The following is a 20,334-nucleotide window of genomic DNA, read 5'->3' on the forward strand; positions in this document are numbered from 1 at the left end:
AACATCAGCTATTCAATCCGGCCCAAACCCTGGGCTCGTCGCGCTCCCATCGTCCAGCTTCGACAGCCACTCGACCAACGCCGGGCGATAGCGTGTCAGGCCCTTGTAGTTGGCGAGTTCGTCAGGCAGGTCGCGGATGACGCGGTGCAGGCGCCGTGCCCATTTTGGCTGCGTCGCCAGCTCGTCCATCTTGATCAGATAGCAGCGGATCGGGAAGACGATGCCGTTGGAGCGCGGCAGGCGCCAGAAGCTCTGCAGTTCGACGCGAAGATGCACCTTGTCGCCGACATTCTCCGGCGTCACCGTCGCCCGGTCCGGCCCCCATTTGTGGTAGTTCTCGGGGCTGGTGTCGAGGCGCGGATTGATGGTCATCGTCCAGTTCAGGCGCCGCGCCGGCTTGCCCTGCTGGATGTTGGTGAGGAATTTCAGCGCCCTGACGAAAATCCCCTTCTCATGCGCCAGCGGCACCGGCGCATGCCATTCGAAGAAGTTCATGCCGATGTCGAAATCGAGCGACCAGTCGGCCTGGGTGGTGACCATGCCGGCATCCATCCACAGATTGCCGTCGCGCTGGTCGAGGATGCAGAAATCGCCCTGGCTTTGCCGGGTGATGTATTCCATCGGGCCGTAAGGCAGCGTCGAGGTGTCGCCGAAAGTGAAGGTGTCGTCGATACCGAGCGGCCGGTTGATCCAGCGCCAGCGATCGCCGTCGCGGATCAGCGTGAAATGCTCGGGATAGCCCAGCGCCTGCTGCTCCATCAAAAGCTCGAGCAGGTCCCAGCCGGCCAGCGTCATGTGCGGCAGCGACTGGCAGCGCAGCGGATCCTCGGCCAGGACCAGCGCGCGGTCCTGCATCTCGGCGACATAGTGCTCGTCGACGTCGATCAGGTTTTCCAGCACGCTGCCCCTGGGCCCGACGACATGCGGCTCGATGTTGACCGCATACATGTAGGCGTCTTCGTGGAACGGGAACGGGAAGCGCCTGATGTGCTCAGGGCTGTTCTTGAAGGTGAAGTCGTCGCGGAACGTTTCCTTGCGAAAGGTGATGCCCATGATTTTCTCCTAGAGCGGGCTGCCCGCTCTATCTCTTTGTTTTAGCCGCATTTCTGCGACGCCAAGTGTATCCACTTGGCTGCAAAATGCTCTACCGTTCCAGGACCAGCGACCGGCCTTCGAAGCGCGACACGCACGGCATGATCTTCTTGCCCGAACGGTGCTCTTCCTCGCTCAGCCAGTGGTCGTTGTGGATGAACCTGCCGTCGCAAGAGATGACGTTGGTTTCGCACTGGCCGCAGACGCCGCCGCGGCAGAGATAGGGCGGATCGACGCCGGCCGCCTCGATCGCTTCCAAGAGGCTCTGCTGCTCATCGACCCTGATCGACTTGCCGCTGACGGCAAGCCTCACGTCGAACGGCAGTCCGGGCTGGGGTGCCGCGAAATGCTCGAAATGCACGGTTTCCGCCGGCCAGCCGAGGCTTGCCGCGCGATCGCGCACCCAGTTGATCATGCCGGCCGGGCCGCAGACATAGAGATGCGTGCCGAGCGGCTGTGTCGACAGCAACCGGTCGAGTTCGATGCGCTCCTCAAGGTCGTCATGATAGAGCCTGACCCGGCGGTCGTAGCGCTCGCGCAGCACATCGGCATAGGTGCCGAGCGATGCGGTGCGGCAGGTGTAGTGCAGTTCGAAATTGCCGCCTTCCGCCGCAAGCTGAGCGGTCTGTGCCATGAACGGCGTGATGCCGATGCCGCCGGCCAGCATCAGATGCTTTTTGGCGCGCAGGTCGAGCGAGAACAGGTTGACGGGGTAGCTGACCACCATCTCCATGCCCGGCTTGACGCTCCGGTGCATGAACAGCGAGCCGCCACGGCCGACATCGTCGCGCCGCACCGAGATCGTGTATTCGCGCGTATCGAGCGGCGAGCCCATCAGCGAATAGGGATTGAGCCTGGTGCGTTCGCCGTCGCGCATCTCGACCACGACATGGGCGCCGCCGGAAAAAGTCGGCAAAAGCTCGCCGTCGCGCCGGCGAAAATGGAAGCGGGTGACGAGGTCGTTGACCGGGACGACGTCGCTGACGACGACATCGAGTTTTGTGGTGCCGGTGCTCATCGAAAAATCTCCTCCATCGGAGCAATCTCCGAGCGATCTTCCGCATTGATGCAGACGCCCTGGAAGGCTGCGATGCGCCTGGAATAATGATCGCGCACCAGAAGCAGCAGGCCGCAATGCGCGCAGGTCGCCGGCTGCGTCGTCACATTCTCGGTGATGCCCTTGCAATGGACACATTGCATGCGCCGCGCCAGCGAGCCGCGGTGCTCGGTCTGGATCGAAGTGTGGTCGATGCCGGCTTCAAGCGCCACCTGCATGGCCTGGCCGATCAGACCCTCGGTGCCAGCGAGGTAGAGGCGCAAGCCCATATGCGCGTTGGCCAGTGTCTGCCTGAGCCGGGGCAGCAGGCTGGCGAAGGACGGCGCCAGATGGAGCTGGGCCGGCTTCAACGCTTCGAGCGCGACGGCATGTTTGCCGTCAAGCCCGGGAATGAAGACGATTTCGGCGTCGTCGAAAAACCCGGGCGGCGCCCTCCCGGCCATCTCCGCTATCGCCAGCGCCCCTTCCGCGTCCGCGATGAAAAGATGATGCTTGCCGGGTTGCGGAGACAAGGTTCCGTAGACGGGCCGGCTGATGATACTTTTGGCTGCCATTTAAGTCTTCGTGCCTCGAACCCCTCGCCGTTGACTATGCCTCAACCTTTCGCCGTGCGCTTGGTCTTCTTGGGATCGTCGAATGGCAATGGCTGCGCCGTCGCCTTGATGGCACCGCTCTTGTTGCGGATTTCGAGCTTGGTGTCCTTGACCGCGCAGTCGACGTCGAGGCGGGCGATGCCCATCGATTTCTCGACCAGCGGCGAATACATGGCGCAGGTCACCACGCCCACCTTTTTGCCGTCGCGGTAGACCGGCGCGCCTTCATCGGCCGGCTCCTTGCCGTCGAGCAGCACGCCATAGATCTTGAAGCGTTCCTTGCCTTTCAGGCGGTAATGCTCCTCGGCGCCGCGAAAGCCGGTCTTGCCGGGGCTGACGGTGAAGTCGAGGCCGAGTTCCCACAGCGTGTCGCCCGGACCTTCGTTCTCAAACGGATATTTCTGCGAATTGTCGTAGGGGTAGAAGAGCAGATAACTTTCGACGCGCAGCATGTCGAGCGTGGTGAAGCGGCACGGAATGATGCCGGCGCTCTTGCCCTCGTCGAGGATCCTGTCCCAGATCGTGCCGGCATCCTGGCCGCGGCAGAAGATCTCGTAGCCGCGCTCGCCGGTATAGCCGGTGCGCGAAATCATGACGGGCAAGCCGAACAGTTGCGTCTGCATGTGATGGAAATAGTTGAGGTCGCGAATGCCCGGCACATGCTTGGCCAGATAGTCGACTGCTGTCGGACCCTGCAGCGACAGATCGTGCAGATTGTCATCGAAGCGCAGCGAGACGTCGCGCCCTACCGAAGCACGCTGCAACTCCTCATGGCCGGTGCCCGAACCATGCACGACCATCCATGCATTGGGGCCGGTGCGGTAGAGGATGCAATCGTCGGTGAATTTTCCCGCCTCGTTCAGCATGCAGGCATAGGCCGACTTGCCGGGATAGATCTTTTCGACATCGCGTGTGGTGGCGAGGTCGATGAGATGCGAGGCGTGCGGCCCTGATATGTGGACCTTCTTGAGGCCGGAGACATCCATCAGACCAGCCTTGGTGCGGATGGCGATGTACTCCTCGTCGGCATCCTTGTCGTAGGTCCAGGCGGTTCCCATGCCGCTCCAGTCTTCGAGCTTCGAACCGAGCGCTCGGTGCCGATCCGCCAGGGTCGAAAATCTCCAGGATGCCGTCATCCGCTCGTCCTCCGTTTCGATAATGCTCTGCTGTTCCCTGCCCCCTGCGCAGCGGCGGGAGCTTTGGCCGAATATTGATCGCAAACCTCCGGGCGCCGCAATACCCATAAGCAATTAATTTCATTGTCAGGCAAAATCCGCCGCGCAAACCAAACGGTTAACCCCACGTAAATCGCGCTTGACAATTGCGAGATTCAGACAGAATTTATGAAAAAAATTTCACTCTGTTGAAAGAGGACGACGGACGGGGATTCGGAACCGGACGGCGGAAAAGGGGAGAAACCGATGTCAGACATGCAACAGCGCATCGAAGCGCTGTATCGTTCCGACGTGCGCGGAGCCGCGCTCCTGATCGTCTGCCTGTGGGCGACGATCCTCTTCGTCCTCCTCATGACATGGCCCTACATCCCGCACAGCGGCATCAAGGCCGTGGTCGCGATCGCCGCCGCCGCCGTGCTGATCTTCAACACGGCCGCCATCCTGGCGATGGTCAAGCACTACAAGGAAGACAAGGAATTCATCTACGGGCTCGATATCAAGAACGCCGACGCGTTCCGCAACCGCAAGTCCTGAGGGGTAAAAGAGATGTCCCGCTACACGCCGCCGGAACAAAGCAAGGCCGGGCAGGTTTTCGACATCGCCGTCGTCGTCGTTGCCATTTTCGTGGCACTGTGGCTACCGCTCAAGCTGGGCCTCGCCGGCGCGGCGAAATCCATCGACGCGCTCGACGCCAAGACCTGGGAAGCGCTAGGCCAGAACCCGACCATGGCGTCTATCTGGGAAAAGCTCGGCTATACGCCCGAGACCGCGCACGACATCATCCAGAACCGCTTCCACTATGTCATCGACTGGCCGACGCTGATCATCATGGCGGCGGTGCTGATCGGTTATTTCGTCTTCCTGTTTCGTGCATCAGACCGCGAATATCGCGACGTCATCAACGAAAAATTCGACGACAAGTAAGAGTTCTGAGGACGATTTAATCGGGGGACACGATCATGTGGGTAGCACTCTCTTACGCATGCTGGGGCATCTCGATCGTGCTCGCTTTGTGGATGCTCTACGACTGGTTCAAGGTTGACACGACCTTCTCCGAAGAGGTGCTGACCTCGTCTCGCGAGGGCGAACTGGAAGCCACTTCCGAAAAACACCGGATCTGAGTGAGGATTGAACAATGACGATCGCACTTGAACCGGCTGCCCCGGCTGCCCAAGGGGACAGAGTTTCACTCCTGCGCGTGCTCGGACCGGCCCATGTCTGGGCGCTCGGCGTCGGCATCGTCCTGGTCGGCGAATTCACCGGCTGGAATTTCTCGGCGGACAAGGGTGGCGCACTGGCCGCGCTGATCGTCTGCTGGGTCGTGGGATTGCTCTACACCTCGGTCGCCATGATCGATTCCGAGGTGACATCGACCGTGGCCGCCGCCGGCGGCCAGTATGCGCAGGCAAAGCACATCGTCGGACCGCTGATGGCGTTCAACGTCGCGCTGTTCCTGGTCTTTGCCTACACCATGCTCGAAGTATCCGACGCCATCCTGCTCGGCGACACCATCGTCGCCAAGGCCGGCGTCGAAGGGCTCACCCACAATTCCTTCATCGCCGCGACCATCGTCGTGCTGGCGTGGCTGAACTATCGCGGCGTGCTGATGACGCTCAATGTCAACTTCGTCATCACAGCGGTCGCCTATATCTCGATCGTCATCCTGTTCTTTTCGGTCAGCCCGTGGACGCAAGGCGCCGTGCTGAAGCTGAACGAGCTGGTCACGCCAGGCAATGCGCTCCCCTATGGCTGGATCGGCGTCATCGCCGCCTTCCAGTTCGGCATCTGGTACTATCTCGGCATCGAAGGCACCACACAGGCCGCCGAGGAAGTGCGCTCGCCGGCCCGCTCGCTGCCTTACGGCACCATGGCCGGCATGATCACGCTTTTGATCGCCGCCGCCATGACCTGGTATGTCTGCGCCTCGATGATGCCATGGGAATATCTCGGCATCACCTATTATCCGCTGTGGGACGCCGGCAAGCTGACTGGCAGCCCGCTGCTCGAGAACCTGTTGTTCGTCGCCACGCTGCTTGCTGCAATGGCCTCCGCCAATGGCTGCATCAACGATGCGGCGCGCGCCTGGTTCTCGCTCGGCCGCGACCGCTATCTGCCGACATGGTTCTCGGCCGTGCATCCGAGATATCGCACGCCCTATCGTTCGATCCTGTTCCTGCTGCCGATCGCGCTGGCCTTCGCCTTCATCGCCGACCTCAACCAGGCGATCACCTTCTCGATCCTGTCGGGCGTGCTGCAATACACGTTCATGAGCATCAACATCATCATGTTCCGCAAGAAGTGGCCGCTCGGCTCGATCCGCCGCGGCTACACGCACCCCTTCCACCCGATCCCGGCCATCGTGCTGTTTTGCCTGTGCGTGGTGACCTTCTTCGCCATCTTCCTCGGCTTCGGCTCGCAACTGATCGCCATGGTCGCCTTCTATTTCCTGATCTCACTGTGGTTCCATTTCTATCGCTACAAATTCGTGCGGCGCGGCGATCAGTTCACCATGCCGTGGCCGAAGCCGCAGGGTTATTGATGGGAGTAGGCCGGTCCGTATCCTGGATGGGCGTGGCATGAGAAAATGTCCGAGCTGACATCAGCACTGCTGGCCGGAGCCATTGTCCTGGCTATCGTTCTCCACCTTGCCTGGCAGGCGCGTGCCAGCCGCAACAGGGCATCGATGGCGCTTGCCGTCGAGCAGGACCGCATCCGCACAGCCATCGCCGACGCAGCCAATGTCTCGGACGGCACCGCCGGTGTCATCACCTGGGAAGGGTCCTGGAACAGCAAACGTGTCCAGGTGCGCACCATCGTCGACACACTGGCGACGCGGAAACTGCCGGCGCGCTGGCTCAGTGTTTCGATCACCGAGCCGGTGGCCGTGCCCGGCACCTTCGATATGATGATGCGGCCGGGGTCGCCGACGACCTTCTCCAATTTCGATCATCTCGACCACACGCTGCCGAAGAGTTCGGCATTTCCGGCCGAGGCCGTGTTGCGGACGGATCGCAGGGGCGTCCACTTCCCACTGGAGACCATCGCCGGCCACCTCGGGATTTTTTCCGAAGGGCGCGCCAAGGAACTGCTGATCACCCCGAAAGGGGTACGCATCGTGTGGCTGCTGGCCGAAGCCGAACGGGCGCGCTACGGTGTGTTCAGGCAGGCCGAATTTGGCGACGCCACACTCGATCCCGCGCTGATCGAAAGACTGCTGGTGTCGGTGTCGGCGCTTCGCGACGCCATCAACAAAAGCGAACGCCAAGCCGCATGACCATTCCCACCACGGCACCCACCAATCCTTATCTGGTTCTCGGCGCCGCAATCGTGCTGCCGGGAAGCGGGCACGTCATTCTCGGCGTGCCGGTGCGCGGCCTTCAGTTCCTTTTCTTCATGGTGATCCTGGCATGGGTGACGGCCAAGATCGCACCGTCGGATGCCAGCTTTGTCGGCCGTCACGCCGGCGGCTTCCTGATCTATGCCTTGTCGATTCTCGACGCCTACAAGCTCGCCCGCATCCGCACCGCCAAATGGGTTCACAATGCCCGGCGAGACGGCGACAGTGCGCAGAGCGGCATTGAGCCGCATAGGTAACTGGAGGAATATTTTTTTCATACGATTGAATTTGTGCGGCTCATTCGATACATCCTCTCTTAGCTACAAACGATCTCTTAGCTACAAACATCGGGAGGCTGACATGTGTGGAATTGTCGGACTGTTTTTGAAGGACAAGTCGCTGGAACCCCAGCTTGGTGCGATGCTGTCGCAGATGCTGATCTCCCTCAGCGACCGCGGTCCCGATAGCGCCGGTATCGCCATCTATGGCGCGCCTTCCAAGAATGAGGCCAAGATCACCATCCAGTCAGCCAGGCCCGACCGCGATTTCCGCGGCCTCGAGGCGGAGCTCGCCAAGGCCATCGGCACGCCGGTGACGATCGCGGTGAAATCCACCCATGCCGTCGTCAGGACCACGCCGGCCAAGATCGATGAAGCGCGCGAAACCATCCAGGCGCTGCGCCCCGACATCCGCATCATGGGCGCCGGCGACGTTGTCGAGATCTACAAGGAAGTCGGCCTGCCGGAGGCCGTCGTCGAGCGCTTCGATGTCCGCAAGATGACCGGCACGCATGGCATCGGCCATACCCGCATGGCAACGGAATCGGCGGTGACGACGATGGGCGCGCACCCGTTCTCGACCGGCGCCGACCAGTGCCTGGTGCACAATGGCTCGCTGTCGAACCACAACAACGTCCGCCGCGAGTTGATCCGTGAAGGCATGACCTTCGAGACCGAGAACGACACTGAAGTGGCCGCCGCCTATCTTTCGTCGCAGATGGCGCATGGCAAGAATCTCGGCGAGGCGCTGGAAGGCACGCTCTCCGACCTCGACGGCTTCTTCACCTTCGTCGTCGGCACCAAGAACGGTTTTGGCGTGGTGCGCGATCCGATCGCCTGCAAGCCTGCCGTGATGGCCGAAACCGACCAGTATGTCGCCTTCGGCTCGGAATATCGCGCGCTGACCAAACTACCCGGCATAGACAATGCGAGGGTCTGGGAACCCGAGCCCGCAACCGTCTATTTCTGGGAGCATTGAATTCATGTCGGCAACCACGCTTTCAAAGACCGCAGCACATGACCCTCGGGTCTTCGATCTTGACCAATCGTCGCTGCGCGAACTCAACCAGGCGCTGCACAATCTGTCGCCCGGCTCGAATGAAACGGCCTGGGAAGTGCTGAACCCGAAAGGCAGCCATTCGGTCGCCGTTGGCGTCGACCAGCCTGTTGCCATCGATGTGCGTGGCAGCGTCGGCTATTATTGCGGCGGCATGAATTCCGGCAGCACCATCACCGTGCATGGCTCGGCGGGTCCCGGCGTCGGCGAGAACATGATGTCGGGCTCGATCACCATCAAAGGCGACGCCAGCCAGTATGCCGGCGCCACCGGCAAGGGCGGCCTGCTGGTCATCGAAGGCAATGCCTCGTCGCGCTGCGGCATCTCGATGAAGGGCATCGACATCGTCGTGCACGGCAATATCGGCCACATGTCGGCCTTCATGGCGCAGTCGGGCAATCTGGTGGTGCTGGGCGATGCCGGCGACGCGCTGGGCGATTCCATCTACGAGGCGCGGCTCTTCGTGCGCGGCAAGGTCGACAGCCTGGGTGCCGACTGCATCGCCAAGGAGATGCGGGCTGAGCATCTGGAATTGCTGCAAGGCCTGCTCGACCGCGCCGGTGTCACCGGCGTCAAGCCGTCGGAGTTCAAGCGCTACGGCTCGGCGCGCACGCTCTACAATTTCAATATCGACAACGCCGACGCGTATTGAGGCAGCATGACCTATCGCAACCCTCCGACGACGCCGCGCAAATCCGCGACCTTCGACGACTATACGCTTTCCGAAATCCGCCGTGCCGCGGCGACCGGCATCTATGACATCCGCGGCGCCGGCGCCAAGCGCAAGCTGCCGCATTTCGACGACCTTCTGTTCCTCGGCGCATCGATCTCGCGCTATCCGCTCGAAGGCTATCGCGAGCGCTGCGACACATCAGTCGTGCTCGGCTCTCGCCATGCCAAGAAGCCGATCGAGCTGAAGATCCCGATCACCATCGCCGGCATGAGCTTCGGCTCACTGTCAGGCCCCGCCAAGGAGGCACTCGGGCGCGGCGCGACCCTGTCGGGCACCTCGACCACGACGGGCGACGGCGGCATGACCGAGGAAGAGCGCGGCCATTCAAAGCAGCTGGTCTATCAATATCTGCCGTCGCGCTACGGCATGAACCCGCGCGATTTGCGCCGCGCCGATGCGATCGAAGTCGTCGTCGGCCAGGGTGCCAAACCGGGTGGTGGCGGCATGCTGCTTGGCCAGAAGATTTCGGATCGCGTCGCCGAAATGCGCACGCTGCCGAAAGGCATCGACCAGCGCTCGGCCTCCCGCCACCCCGACTGGACCGGCCCCGACGATCTCGAGATCAAGATCCTCGAGCTGCGCGAGATCACCGACTGGGAAAAGCCGATCTACGTCAAGGTCGGCGGCGCCCGGCCCTACTACGACACCGCGCTTGCCGTGAAGGCCGGCGCCGATGTCGTTGTCGTCGACGGCATGCAGGGCGGCACCGCCGCCACCCAGGAAGTGTTCATCGAAAATGTCGGTATGCCGACGCTTGCCTGCATCAGGCCGGCGGTACAGGCGCTGCAGGATCTGGGCATGCACCGCAAGGTGCAGCTGATCGTCTCCGGCGGCATCCGCAACGGCGCCGATGTCGCCAAGGCGCTGGCGCTCGGCGTCGACGCGGTCTCGATCGGCACGGCTGCCCTCGTCGCGCTCGGCGACAACGATCCCCGCTGGGAGGCCGAGTATAACGAGCTCGGCACCACGGCCGGCGCCTATGACGACTGGCACGAGGGGCGCGACCCCGCCGGCATCACCACGCAGGACCCGGAATTGATGAAGCGGGTCGACCCGGTGGCTGCCGGGCGCCGGCTGGCGAACTACCTCAAGGTGATGACGCTGGAAGCGCAGACCATCGCGCGTGCGTGCGGCAAGAACAGCCTGCACAATCTTGAACCCGAGGACCTCGTCGCGCTGACGATCGAGGCAGCCGCCATGGCCGGCGTGCCGCTGGCCGGCACCAACTGGATACCGGGGAAGAACGGCTTCTGATCAACGAAGGGCCGACTCCCGCATACTCGGGAACAACAATCGATAAAAATGGGGAACTAGCGTGGCAACTGATCTTGCAGAATTCGCAAGGGCGAAAAACGTCAAATATTTCATGATTTCCTACACTGACCTGTTCAGTGGCCAGCGTGCCAAGCTGGTGCCGGCGCAGGCAATCGCCGACATGCAGAAGGACGGCGCCGGCTTTGCCGGGTTCGCCACCTGGCTGGACCTGACGCCGGCACATCCCGACATGCTGGCGGTGCCGGATCCGGATTCGGTGATCCAGCTGCCGTGGAAGCCTGAGGTCGCCTGGGTCGCGGCCAACTGCATCATGGACGACAAGGAGGTCGACCAGGCGCCGCGCAACACGCTGAAGCGGCTGATCGCAGAGGCCGCCAGCGACGGCATGCACGTCAAGACCGGCGTCGAGGCCGAGTTCTTCCTGATCTCGCCGGATGGCAAGACGATTTCCGACGAATACGACACGGCCTCAAAGCCCTGCTACGACCAGCAAGCGGTGATGCGCCGCTATGACGTCATCGCCGAGATCTGCGACCACATGCTGGCGCTCGGCTGGGGCGCCTACCAGAACGACCACGAGGATGCCAACGGCCAATTCGAGATGAACTGGGCCTTCGACGACGCGCTGGCGACCGCCGACAAGCACTCGTTCTTCAAGTTCATGGTCAAGTCGATCGCCGAGAAGCACGGCCTGCGCGCGACTTTCATGCCCAAACCCTTCCAGGGCCTGACCGGCAATGGCTGCCATGCCCATATCTCGGTCTGGGACAAATCGGGCAAGACCAACGTTTTCGCCGACAAAGCGATGGAGCTCGGCCTGTCGGCCAAGGGCCGGAATTTCCTCGGCGGCATCATGAAGCATGCTTCCGCGCTTGCCGCGATCACCAACCCGACGGTGAATTCCTACAAGCGCATCAACGCGCCACGCACGATTTCGGGCGCCACCTGGGCGCCGAACACGGTGACCTGGACCGGCAACAACCGCACCCACATGGTGCGCGTGCCCGGCCCCGGCCGCTTCGAGCTGCGGCTGCCGGATGGTGCTGCCAACCCTTATCTGCTGCAGGCGGTTATCATCGCCGCCGGCCTCGACGGCATCCGCTCGAAGGCCGATCCCGGCAAGCGCTATGACATCGACATGTACCAGCATGGGCACACGGTGAAGGGCGCGCCAAAACTGCCGCTCAACCTGCTCGACGCCTTGCGCGAGTTCGACAAGGACAAATCGCTCAAGGCGGCGCTGGGTGAGGAATTCTCGTCGGCCTACCTAAAGCTGAAGCACCAGGAATGGAATTCCTATGCTTCGCACTTCACGCAATGGGAGCGCGACCACACGCTGGATATCTGACCACCAGCGCGGTGCGAGCGACCTCGGAATGAACTGATGAAATATTCGATCTTCTCGCTCGCCCGCGCCGCCCTGTCCGGCCACAAGAACTGGCAGCGCACCTGGCGCGACGCCACGCCGAAGGATCGCTACGACGTGGTGATCATCGGCGGCGGCGGCCACGGACTTGCCACCGCCTGGTTTCTCGCCAGCGAGTACGGCATCAAGAATGTCGCCGTACTCGAAAAAGGCTGGATCGGCTCCGGCAATGCCGGCCGCAACACCACCATCATCCGCTCCAATTACGGCCTGCCCGGCAATACCGGCTTCTACGAATTGTCGATGAAGCTGTGGGAGCGGATGGAGCAGGACCTCAACTACAACACGATGGTCAGCCAGCGCGGCGTCATCAACCTCTACCACTCCGACGCGCAGCGCGACGCTTATGCGCGGCGCGGCAACACCATGCGCATCAACGGCATCGACGCCGAACTGCTCGACCTCGCCGCGGTCAAGAAGATGATACCGTTCCTGAACTTCGACAATGCGCGCTTTCCCGTGCAAGGCGGGCTGTTGCAGCGGCGCGGCGGCACGGCGCGGCACGATGCTGTTATCTGGGGCTATGCCCATGCGGCGAGCGAACTCGGCGTCGACATCATCCAGAATTGCGAAGTCACCGGCTTCGTCAGGGACGCCAATGGCAAGGTGACCGGCGTCGAGACATCGCGCGGCAAGATCGGCGCCGGCAAGGTCGGCATGGCTGTTGCCGGAAGTTCGTCGCGCGTCGCGGCAATGGCCGGCCTGCGCCTGCCGATCGAAAGCCATGTGCTGCAGGCCTTCGTCTCCGAGGCGATCAAACCGCTTATCCCTGGTGTCATGACCTTCGGCGCCGGCCATTTCTATGTCAGCCAGTCGGACAAGGGCGGGCTGGTCTTCGGCGGCGATATAGACGGCTACAATTCCTACGCCCAGCGCGGCAACATGCCTGTGATGGAGGACGTCTGCGAGGGCGGCATGGCGCTTATGCCGATGATCGGCCGCGTGCGCCTGCTGCGCCAGTGGGGCGGCATCATGGACATGTCGATGGACGGCTCGCCGATCATCGACAAGAGCCCGGTCGACGGGCTCTATATCAACGCTGGCTGGTGCTATGGCGGCTTCAAGGCGACACCAGGCTCCGGCTTTGTCTTTGCCCATCTTCTGGCCCGCGATGAATCGCACGAAGAAGCCGCGCGGTTCCGCCTCGATCGGTTCCGAACTGGCGCCACGATCGACGAAAAGGGCCAGGGCGCCCAACCGAACCTGCATTGAAGGCGGTCTAGAACAGCATGCGCATTGTCTGTCCCTTCTGCGGCGAACGCGAACTCGGCGAGTTCACCTATCTCGGCGACGCCAAGCCGGTGCGCCCCGAAGCCGGCGCCTCGGAAGACGAGGTCTTCGACTATGTCTATCTGCGCGACAATGTCGCCGGGCAGACCAGCGAATACTGGTACCATGGCGGCGGCTGCCGGGCCTGGCTGAAGGTCACCCGCAACACGCTGACGCACGAGATTTCCGCCGTTGAGCCGGCGGCTGGCGTGGGTGCGAGGCAGGTCGCGAAATGAATTTTCTTGTGCAAGTCAGCGCCGCCCCTCACCTGCCTGCCGGCATCCTCTCCCCGTATAGAGACTGGGAGAGGGACGCTGGCCGCAACCTGGCCGCTATTCCTGCAGCGTTGATGATTGGCGAAATCGTGGACGAGAGCGTCCTTCTCCCCGTCACTATACGGGGAGAAGTGCCCGGCAGGGCGATGAGGGGCGGCTCGACGCTGCCGCATGACATCGAAGCGACGAAGGGTCGGCAATCGTGACTTCCAGCCAATCCCACCGTCTCACCTCCGGCGGTCTCATCGACCGCTCGGTGCCACTGAACTTCCGTTTCGACGGCAAGGCTTTCCTCGGCTTCCAGGGCGATACGCTCGCCTCCGCGCTGATCGCCAACGGCGTCAAGCTGGTCGGCCGCTCGTTCAAATACCATCGCCCGCGCGGTATTCTCACCGCTGGTTCGGAAGAACCCAACGCGCTGGTCGAGCTGCGCACCGGCGCACGGCGCGAGCCGAACACCAAGGCGACGACAGCCGAACTCTATGACGGGCTCGAGGCCGCCAGCCAGAACCGATGGCCGTCGCTGCGCCACGATGTGATGTCGGTGAACCAGCTGTTCGCGCCGATCTTCGTCGCCGGCTTCTACTACAAGACCTTCATGTGGCCGGCGAAGTTCTGGGAAGCGATCTACGAGCCGGCGATCCGCCGCGCCGCCGGCCTCGGCCGTGCCTCAGGCATCGCCGATCCCGATCACTACGACAAGGCATGGGCGCATTGCGATGTGCTGATCGCCGGTTCAGGTCCGGCCGGTCTGGCCGCGGCATTGGCAGCCGGCCGCGCTGGTGCCCGCGTCATCCTGTGCGAAGAGGATTTTGTCCCCGGCGGCCGCCTGCTGTCGGATGGCGGCACGATCGATGGTGTGCCGGCAGCCGAATGGCTGTCGCGGACGCTGGCTGAATTGGCCGATATGCCCGATGTCCGCATCATGACCCGCACGACATTGTTCGGGGTCTATGATGGCGGTACCTATGGCGCGATCGAGCGGGTCAACGACCACCTGCCCTCGCCGCCTCAGCATCAGGTGCGCCAGCGGCTGTGGCGGATCGTGGCGAAGCGCTGCGTTGTCGCGGCCGGCGCCATCGAACGGCCGATCGTCTTTGCCGGCAACGACACGCCCGGTGTTATGATGGCGTCCGCCATGCGCACCTATGTCGCGCGCTATGCGGCGACACCGGCAAAGCGCCTCGCGCTGTTCACCAACAATGAGGATGGCTGGCGCACGGTCGAGACTGCACTCGGTGCCGGCCTGCAGATCGCGGCGGTCATCGATGCACGGTCCGAAGTGTCGCCGGCGCATCGTTCGCTGGCCTCCAAGGGTGGCTTCCCGGTGCTGCATGGTTCCGTCAGCGGGGTCGATGGCGGCAAGGATGGCGTCAGGAAAATCGCGGTCTCGCTGACCGGTGGCGCGCGCGCCGAGGTCGAAGCGGACGGCCTCGCAGTCTCCGGCGGCTGGAACCCGGCGGTCGGGCTGACTTCCTACCATCGTGGCCGGCCGAAATGGCAGAACGACATATCTGCCTTCGTGCCGGACGGCGCGCCTCCCGGCATGGTCGCCGCGGGTGCCGCCAATGGCGATTTCGGCCTCGGCGCCTGCCTGAGCCAGGGATTTGCCGCCGGCGCGGCAGCGGCGCGTGACACGGGACATAGCGACACAGTGGGTATCGCGCCTGCCGCCGACGACGAGGCATTCTCGCTGACGCCGCTATGGCACGTCGCCGGCAAGGGCAAGGCTTTTGTCGATTACCAGCACGACGTCACCGCCTCCGACATCGAACTGGCGCAGCGCGAAGGCTTTGAATCGGTCGAGCACCTGAAGCGCTACACGACGCTCGGCATGGCGACCGACCAGGGCAAGACCTCGAATGTCGCCGGCCTTGCCATCATGGCCGCGGTCAGCGGCCGTTCGATCCCCGAGACCGGCACGACAATCTACCGGCCGCCTTACGTGCCGGTCGCCATCGGCGCCGTCGCCGGCCATCACCGCGACGAGACGTTCCATGCGACACGGCTGACGCCGTCGCATCACTGGGCGGCCGAACAGGGCGCCGTCTTCGTCGACACCGGCCTGTGGAAGCGTGCGCAATGGTACCCTCGCGCCGGCGAGAAGGACTGGCTGGAATCGGTGACCCGCGAGGTCAAGGCGGTGCGCGGCGGCGTCGGCTTCTGCGATGTCTCGACGCTCGGCAAGATCGACGTGCACGGCCCGGATGCCGGCGCTTTCCTGGATCGCGTCTACATCAACACCTTCTCCAATCTTGCGGTGGGAAAAGCGCGTTACGGGCTCATGCTGCGCGAGGACGGCATCGTCTATGACGATGGCACGACATCGCGGCTGGCCGAGGATCATTACTTCCTGACCACCACCACGGCCAAGGCCGGGCTGGTGATGCAGCATCTCGAATTCTGCCGCCAGGTGCTGTTCCCGGAGCTCGACGTGCAGCTCACTTCCGTCTCGGACCAGTGGGCGCAATTCTCGATCGCCGGGCCGAAGACACGCGATCTGCTCAGGGAAATCGTCGACCCGGTCGAAGACCTTTCCAACGAAGGCTTTCCATTCATGGGCGCGCGCGAAGTAGCACTCCGCGGCGGCCTGAGGGCACGGCTGTTCCGTATCTCGTTCTCAGGCGAGATGGCTTTCGAGATTTCGGTGCCGGCGCGCTTTGGCGATGCCATGGCGCGCAATTTGATGCTGGCCGGCGCGCCGTTCGGCGTGACGCCTTACGGCACCGAGGCGCTCGGCGTCATGCGCGTCGAAAAGGGCCACATTGCCGGACCGGAACTGAGCGGCACGACGACGGCGGCCGATCTTGGCCTGGGCAAGATGATGTCGACCAAGAAAGACTATATCGGCCGCGTCATGGCCGGACGCGAGGCGCTGGTAGCCCCGGACCGGCAGGTCGTCGTCGGCATCAAGCCGACGGACAAGGCACGCCGGCTGCGCTCCGGCGCACACATCATCCCGAAGGGACAGACACCCGGCCCCGGCAACGACCAGGGCTATGTCACCTCGGTCTGCTTCTCGCCGACGTTGGATCAGTGGATCGGGCTCGCGCTTGTCGAACGCGGCCGCGAACGCATCGGCGAGATCGTGCATGCGCATGACCCGTTGCGCGGCGAAGACTACGATGTCGAACTCTGCAATCCCGTCTTCTACGATCCGGATGGAGGGCGCCAGCGTGGTTGATTCTTCCTGGGCTCCCCACAGTCCCCTTGAAAAGGCGCTTGTTGCCGGCGTGCATGGTGCACGCGGTATCGAGGCCGGCGTCTCGCTGACCGAGATTCGCAATTTTGATCTCGTCCAGGTGATGGCGCGGCGCGGCCAAGGGGCTGATCTGGCGAAAGCGGCCAAGGCCCGTTTCGGCGCGGTGCCACCGGATGCGCCGAAGGCGGTACAGACTCCGGATGCCACGCTGATCTGGTCGGGGCCGGATCAGTTCTTCGTTCTGTCAAACGGCGGCAAGCACACGACGCAGACGTTGACGCCGGCATTCTCCGGCTCCGCCTCGCTGTCGGATCAGTCGCATGCACGGGTCTTGATCAGCATTTCGGGCGTCAAGGCACGCACCATGCTGGCGAAACTGTCTTCGATCGACTTGCACCCAACGACGTTCCCGGTCGGCGCCGCCGCCGCGACATCGATGGATCACACCAGCGTCACGCTCTGGCGCGGCGGCGATCGGCCGGATGGGCAGGCGGTGTTCAACCTTCTGGTGTTTGCGACCTTCGCCGAAAGCCTTTGGCATACGGTGCTGGATTCGGGTGCGGAGTACGGAGTTGCTATCAGCCACTCTGACGGAGTTTAGGTCGCTAATTGTAGATCTCGGCGCTGCCCCTCATTGCCCTGCCGGGCATTTCTCCCCGTAAACGGGGCGAAAAGACGCTGGCTGCAATGCCGCGCCATCTCCTTAGCGTCGGCACTTGGCGAAACCGATGACGACAGCGCCCTTCGCCCCGTTTACGGGGAGAAGATGGCGGCAGCCAGATGAGGGGCGGCGCCGACGTTCGGAGACAAGGCTGATTGGCGAAATTCAACCTGAGCCGACTACGTCCGAAACGCCACCTTCGCCTTGCCAAACGCACGCGCACTGCTATTCTTACCGCTAAAATAATTTCACACACAGGCAAACTTGTTTCTCGAACCGCAAGGCTGAAATGAGCCAGTCGCCCTACCCCGCAATTGCTGCCGGACCGCCGCGGCCGAGCCTCATCCTGAGGCCCGGCCAGATCACGCTGCCGCCGGGCATGGAGCGTTATACGATCCATGGCAATGGCGCGGTGCTCATCGATATCGAGGCCGGCGACACGATCACCGTGCGCAATGTCGAGGGTGGCCAGGCCTGCGAGTTGCTGGCCTGGGACAGGACCGGCGCGACCGATCCCGGCATTTTCGGTGAAACATCGAACAGCAACGCTGCCGGCATCAAGGCGCTGTTGGCCGAGGACGACGACAGCCTCGCATCGCTACGGAGCGGGCTCGCGCGCCGGCAGGTGCAGCTTGACCATGCCAAGGCGGTTCGCGTGTTCGGCGGCGCGACGCCCGCCGGCACCGAACAGGCTTTCACCGTCGCGCGCGATGGCGCGATGCTGATTGCGGCCCCCGGCGGGCCGATGCTGGTCGATGGCCACGACACGGCGACGCCGCTGATTGCCATCGTTCGCCGTGCCACGATCCGCCCGGCGGCGAAATCGCTACTGGCCGATCCGCTGGCCGACCCGGTTCTCGATTTGCGCGTCCATTCGGCGACGGCGGAATCCTATTTCGTCAAGGCTGGCGACTATCTCCAGATCATCGATGTCGACGGGCGCCAGTGCACCGATTTCCAGTGCTTTTCGGCGCACAAGCTGGACAGGGGATTGGATCATCCGCTCGACGTGACGACGACTCGCACGCTGATGGGTGCGAGCTACCCGATGCCCGGCCTGCATTCCAAATACTTTGACCAGGACATGGAGCCACTGGTCGAGGTGGTGCAGGACACATGCGGCCGGCACGACGCCTTCGCGCTCGCCTGCGCCGCCAAATATTACGACGACATCGGCTATCCCGGCCACACCAACTGCTCGGAGAATTTCAACGGCGCTCTGGCCGGCAAGGGCGTCAATCCCCGCGCGGGCTGGATGGCGATCAACTTCTTCTTCAACACGGCGATCGACGCGCATGGCGTCATGGTGTCCGACGAGCCGTGGTCGCGGGCGGGTGACTATGTGCTGCTCAGGGCGCTCACCGACATCGTCTGCGTGTCCTCCGCCTGCCCCGACGACACGACGCCGGCCAATGGCTGGAACCCGACCGACATCCATGTGCGGACCTATTCCGGCCAGCACAAATTCTCGCGAGCGATCGCCAGACGCATGACGCCCGATTCGGAACAGAAAATGACCCGCGAGACAGCTTTTCATTCGAGCTTTGCCAAGCACACCCGCAACTTCGGCGAGTACAGGGGCTATTGGCTCGCCAATTCCTTCGCCAAGGACGGGCCGATCGCGGAATACTGGGCGTGCCGCCAGGACGCGGTGATCATGGACCTGTCGCCGCTGCGCAAGTTCGAGGTTACCGGCCCGGATTCCGAGGCGCTGCTGCAATACACGCTGACCCGCGACGTCAAGAAGCTTGGCGTCGGCCAGGTCGTCTACTCCGCCATGTGCTACGAGCATGGCGGCATGATCGATGACGGCACGCTGCTGCGGCTCGGCAAGGACAATTTCCGCTGGGTCGGCGGTGACGATCTGTCCGGCGAATGGCTGCGCGAGACGGCGACGAAGCTCGGCCTCAACGTGCTGGTGCGCTCGTCAACCGACCAGATGCACAACGTCGCCGTCCAGGGTCCGAAGAGCCGCGACATCCTGCGAGAAGTGATCTGGACTTCGCCATTGCAGCCGTCGATCGACGAGCTCGAATGGTTCCGCTTCGCCGTCGCCCGCATTGGTGGCGGCAACGGCATTCCGGTCGTCGTCTCGCGCACCGGCTATACCGGCGAACTCGGCTACGAGATCTGGTGCCATCCGCGCGACGCCGAAAAGGTGTTCGACGCCATCTGGGAAGCCGGCCAGCCGCATGGGCTGAAGCCGATGGGGCTGCAGGCGCTGGACATGGTGCGCATCGAGGCCGGGCTGATCTTCGCCGGCTACGAATTCTCCGACCAGACCGATCCGTTCGAGGCCGGCATCGGCTTCACCGTGCCGCTGAAGAGCAAGACCGACGATTTCATCGGCCGCGAGGCGCTGATCCGCCGCAAGGAGCACCCGCAGACGAAGCTGGTCGGCCTCGACATCGAGGCCAATGTCGACGTCGGCCATGGCGACTGCGTGCATGTCGGCCGCGCCCAGATCGGCGTGGTCACGTCGGGCATGCGTTCTCCGGTGCTGAACAAGACCATCGCGCTGGCCAGGCTCGATGTCACCCATTCGGCTGTCGGTACCGAGGTCGAGATCGGCAAGCTCGACGGCCATGCCAAGCGGCTGCCGGCGCGCGTCGTCGCCTTCGCTCACTACGATCCGCAAAAGACCAAACCACGCTCCTGACGGCCTTCCTCCCAAGACAGTGAGGCCGTGCTGGCAGCCTGATAGGAATTTTTTCTTGACCTGCTGAGGGCAGCTATGCTACATATTCGTCCATGGTGCTGATTTGCGCCGGAACCCGCCTCCGGCGGTTTTTTCGTTTCCAGACCCCTGGTCCTTTTCCGAACAATCCTGCCCGCCAGTGTGAAGCTGACATGTTTCGCAAGCGTGATGTGCACGGCGCGACAATTCGCTTGACGTGAAAGCGC

19 protein-coding genes are annotated in these 20,334 nt (G+C 63.1%); 15 read left to right on the forward strand and 4 right to left on the reverse strand.

Going from position 1 to position 20,334, the window contains the following annotated elements; genetic code table 11:
* Positions 1 to 12 precede the first annotated feature (12 nt).
* The 4 genes from EJ079_RS31445 to EJ079_RS31460 form a co-directional block, all read right to left on the reverse strand.
* Positions 13 to 1,053 carry a DUF3445 domain-containing protein gene (locus EJ079_RS31445; RefSeq protein WP_127811054.1) on the reverse strand — a complete coding sequence of 347 codons (1,041 nt, stop codon included), beginning with the start codon at positions 1,051 to 1,053 and terminating at the stop codon, positions 13 to 15.
* Between the two features lie 91 nt (positions 1,054 to 1,144).
* Positions 1,145 to 2,110, reverse strand: a complete 966-nt coding sequence (locus EJ079_RS31450; RefSeq protein WP_127397043.1) for a PDR/VanB family oxidoreductase — start codon at positions 2,108 to 2,110, stop codon at positions 1,145 to 1,147.
* The gene (locus tag EJ079_RS31455) at positions 2,107 to 2,703 is read right to left on the reverse strand and encodes a dimethylamine monooxygenase subunit DmmA family protein (RefSeq protein WP_127811055.1); all 597 of its coding nucleotides are present in this window, start codon (positions 2,701 to 2,703) and stop codon (positions 2,107 to 2,109) included. Before EJ079_RS31455 ends, EJ079_RS31450 begins: the two co-directional genes overlap by 4 nt.
* A 41-nt stretch (positions 2,704 to 2,744) precedes the next feature.
* Complete coding sequence (locus EJ079_RS31460; protein ID WP_127320064.1) at positions 2,745 to 3,878, reverse strand: aminomethyltransferase family protein; 1,134 nt, start codon at positions 3,876 to 3,878, stop codon at positions 2,745 to 2,747.
* Positions 3,879 to 4,163: 285 nt separating this feature from the next.
* Between EJ079_RS31460 and EJ079_RS31465 the strand changes: the two genes are divergently transcribed.
* The 15 genes from EJ079_RS31465 (at position 4,164) to EJ079_RS31540 (ending at position 20,089) form a co-directional block, all read left to right on the forward strand.
* Entirely contained in the window at positions 4,164 to 4,451 is a 288-nt protein-coding gene (locus EJ079_RS31465) for a hypothetical protein (protein WP_027036059.1), read from the forward strand.
* A 12-nt stretch (positions 4,452 to 4,463) separates the two neighbouring features.
* Entirely contained in the window at positions 4,464 to 4,841 is a 378-nt protein-coding gene (locus EJ079_RS31470; RefSeq protein ID WP_013532899.1) for a hypothetical protein, read from the forward strand.
* Positions 4,842 to 4,876: 35 nt separating this feature from the next.
* Positions 4,877 to 5,038, forward strand: a complete 162-nt coding sequence (locus EJ079_RS31475; RefSeq protein WP_013532900.1) for a hypothetical protein — start codon at positions 4,877 to 4,879, stop codon at positions 5,036 to 5,038.
* Positions 5,039 to 5,052: 14 nt separating this feature from the next.
* Positions 5,053 to 6,456, forward strand: coding sequence for an amino acid permease (locus EJ079_RS31480; protein ID WP_023808735.1), 1,404 nt, complete (start codon positions 5,053 to 5,055; stop codon positions 6,454 to 6,456).
* A 45-nt stretch (positions 6,457 to 6,501) separates the two neighbouring features.
* Complete coding sequence (locus EJ079_RS31485; protein ID WP_164873888.1) at positions 6,502 to 7,191, forward strand: hypothetical protein; 690 nt, start codon at positions 6,502 to 6,504, stop codon at positions 7,189 to 7,191.
* Positions 7,188 to 7,511 carry a hypothetical protein gene (locus EJ079_RS31490; protein ID WP_127397719.1) on the forward strand — a complete coding sequence of 108 codons (324 nt, stop codon included), beginning with the start codon at positions 7,188 to 7,190 and terminating at the stop codon, positions 7,509 to 7,511. Before EJ079_RS31485 ends, EJ079_RS31490 begins: the two co-directional genes overlap by 4 nt.
* A gap of 103 nt (positions 7,512 to 7,614) precedes the next feature.
* A complete protein-coding gene (locus EJ079_RS31495; RefSeq protein WP_127397720.1) occupies positions 7,615 to 8,511 on the forward strand; it encodes a glutamine amidotransferase family protein in 897 nt (298 codons plus the stop codon).
* A gap of 4 nt (positions 8,512 to 8,515) precedes the next feature.
* Positions 8,516 to 9,241, forward strand: coding sequence for a GXGXG domain-containing protein (locus tag EJ079_RS31500; protein WP_127811056.1), 726 nt, complete (start codon positions 8,516 to 8,518; stop codon positions 9,239 to 9,241).
* A 6-nt stretch (positions 9,242 to 9,247) separates the two neighbouring features.
* Positions 9,248 to 10,576 (forward strand): FMN-binding glutamate synthase family protein, encoded by a 1,329-nt coding sequence (locus EJ079_RS31505; protein ID WP_127255237.1) that lies wholly within the window; start codon positions 9,248 to 9,250, stop codon positions 10,574 to 10,576.
* 61 nt (positions 10,577 to 10,637) lie between these two features.
* Entirely contained in the window at positions 10,638 to 11,945 is a 1,308-nt protein-coding gene (gene glnT, locus EJ079_RS31510) for a type III glutamate--ammonia ligase (protein ID WP_127811057.1), read from the forward strand.
* Between the two features lie 36 nt (positions 11,946 to 11,981).
* Complete coding sequence (locus EJ079_RS31515; protein WP_127811058.1) at positions 11,982 to 13,235, forward strand: sarcosine oxidase subunit beta family protein; 1,254 nt, start codon at positions 11,982 to 11,984, stop codon at positions 13,233 to 13,235.
* Positions 13,236 to 13,252: 17 nt separating this feature from the next.
* Positions 13,253 to 13,528 carry a sarcosine oxidase subunit delta family protein gene (locus tag EJ079_RS31520; RefSeq protein ID WP_127811059.1) on the forward strand — a complete coding sequence of 92 codons (276 nt, stop codon included), beginning with the start codon at positions 13,253 to 13,255 and terminating at the stop codon, positions 13,526 to 13,528.
* A 241-nt stretch (positions 13,529 to 13,769) separates the two neighbouring features.
* Positions 13,770 to 16,751 (forward strand): sarcosine oxidase subunit alpha, encoded by a 2,982-nt coding sequence (locus EJ079_RS31530; RefSeq protein ID WP_127811061.1) that lies wholly within the window; start codon positions 13,770 to 13,772, stop codon positions 16,749 to 16,751.
* Entirely contained in the window at positions 16,729 to 17,370 is a 642-nt protein-coding gene (locus EJ079_RS31535; RefSeq protein WP_164874020.1) for a sarcosine oxidase subunit gamma family protein, read from the forward strand. The genes EJ079_RS31530 and EJ079_RS31535 overlap by 23 nt, the downstream gene beginning before the upstream one ends.
* A 349-nt stretch (positions 17,371 to 17,719) precedes the next feature.
* Entirely contained in the window at positions 17,720 to 20,089 is a 2,370-nt protein-coding gene (locus tag EJ079_RS31540; protein WP_127811063.1) for an aminomethyltransferase family protein, read from the forward strand.
* Positions 20,090 to 20,334: the final 245 nt, after the last annotated feature.

It is taken from the genome of Mesorhizobium sp. M7A.F.Ce.TU.012.03.2.1 (genome assembly GCF_004006095.1).
Lineage (GTDB): Bacteria > Pseudomonadota > Alphaproteobacteria > Rhizobiales > Rhizobiaceae > Mesorhizobium.

Coding starts and splice junctions, on each gene's coding strand:
- EJ079_RS31535 (WP_164874020.1), top strand. CDS start 16,729: ATGGAGGGCGCCAGCGTGGTTGATTCTTCCTGGGCTCCCCACAGTCCC.
- EJ079_RS31490 (WP_127397719.1), top strand. CDS start 7,188: ATGACCATTCCCACCACGGCACCCACCAATCCTTATCTGGTTCTCGGC.
- EJ079_RS31450 (WP_127397043.1), bottom strand. CDS start 2,110: ATGAGCACCGGCACCACAAAACTCGATGTCGTCGTCAGCGACGTCGTC.
- EJ079_RS31515 (WP_127811058.1), top strand. CDS start 11,982: ATGAAATATTCGATCTTCTCGCTCGCCCGCGCCGCCCTGTCCGGCCAC.
- EJ079_RS31470 (WP_013532899.1), top strand. CDS start 4,464: ATGTCCCGCTACACGCCGCCGGAACAAAGCAAGGCCGGGCAGGTTTTC.
- EJ079_RS31455 (WP_127811055.1), bottom strand. CDS start 2,703: ATGGCAGCCAAAAGTATCATCAGCCGGCCCGTCTACGGAACCTTGTCT.
- EJ079_RS31500 (WP_127811056.1), top strand. CDS start 8,516: ATGTCGGCAACCACGCTTTCAAAGACCGCAGCACATGACCCTCGGGTC.
- EJ079_RS31485 (WP_164873888.1), top strand. CDS start 6,502: ATGTCCGAGCTGACATCAGCACTGCTGGCCGGAGCCATTGTCCTGGCT.
- EJ079_RS31520 (WP_127811059.1), top strand. CDS start 13,253: ATGCGCATTGTCTGTCCCTTCTGCGGCGAACGCGAACTCGGCGAGTTC.
- EJ079_RS31460 (WP_127320064.1), bottom strand. CDS start 3,878: ATGACGGCATCCTGGAGATTTTCGACCCTGGCGGATCGGCACCGAGCG.
- EJ079_RS31465 (WP_027036059.1), top strand. CDS start 4,164: ATGTCAGACATGCAACAGCGCATCGAAGCGCTGTATCGTTCCGACGTG.
- EJ079_RS31475 (WP_013532900.1), top strand. CDS start 4,877: ATGTGGGTAGCACTCTCTTACGCATGCTGGGGCATCTCGATCGTGCTC.
- EJ079_RS31505 (WP_127255237.1), top strand. CDS start 9,248: ATGACCTATCGCAACCCTCCGACGACGCCGCGCAAATCCGCGACCTTC.
- EJ079_RS31540 (WP_127811063.1), top strand. CDS start 17,720: ATGAGCCAGTCGCCCTACCCCGCAATTGCTGCCGGACCGCCGCGGCCG.
- EJ079_RS31495 (WP_127397720.1), top strand. CDS start 7,615: ATGTGTGGAATTGTCGGACTGTTTTTGAAGGACAAGTCGCTGGAACCC.
- EJ079_RS31445 (WP_127811054.1), bottom strand. CDS start 1,053: ATGGGCATCACCTTTCGCAAGGAAACGTTCCGCGACGACTTCACCTTC.
- EJ079_RS31480 (WP_023808735.1), top strand. CDS start 5,053: ATGACGATCGCACTTGAACCGGCTGCCCCGGCTGCCCAAGGGGACAGA.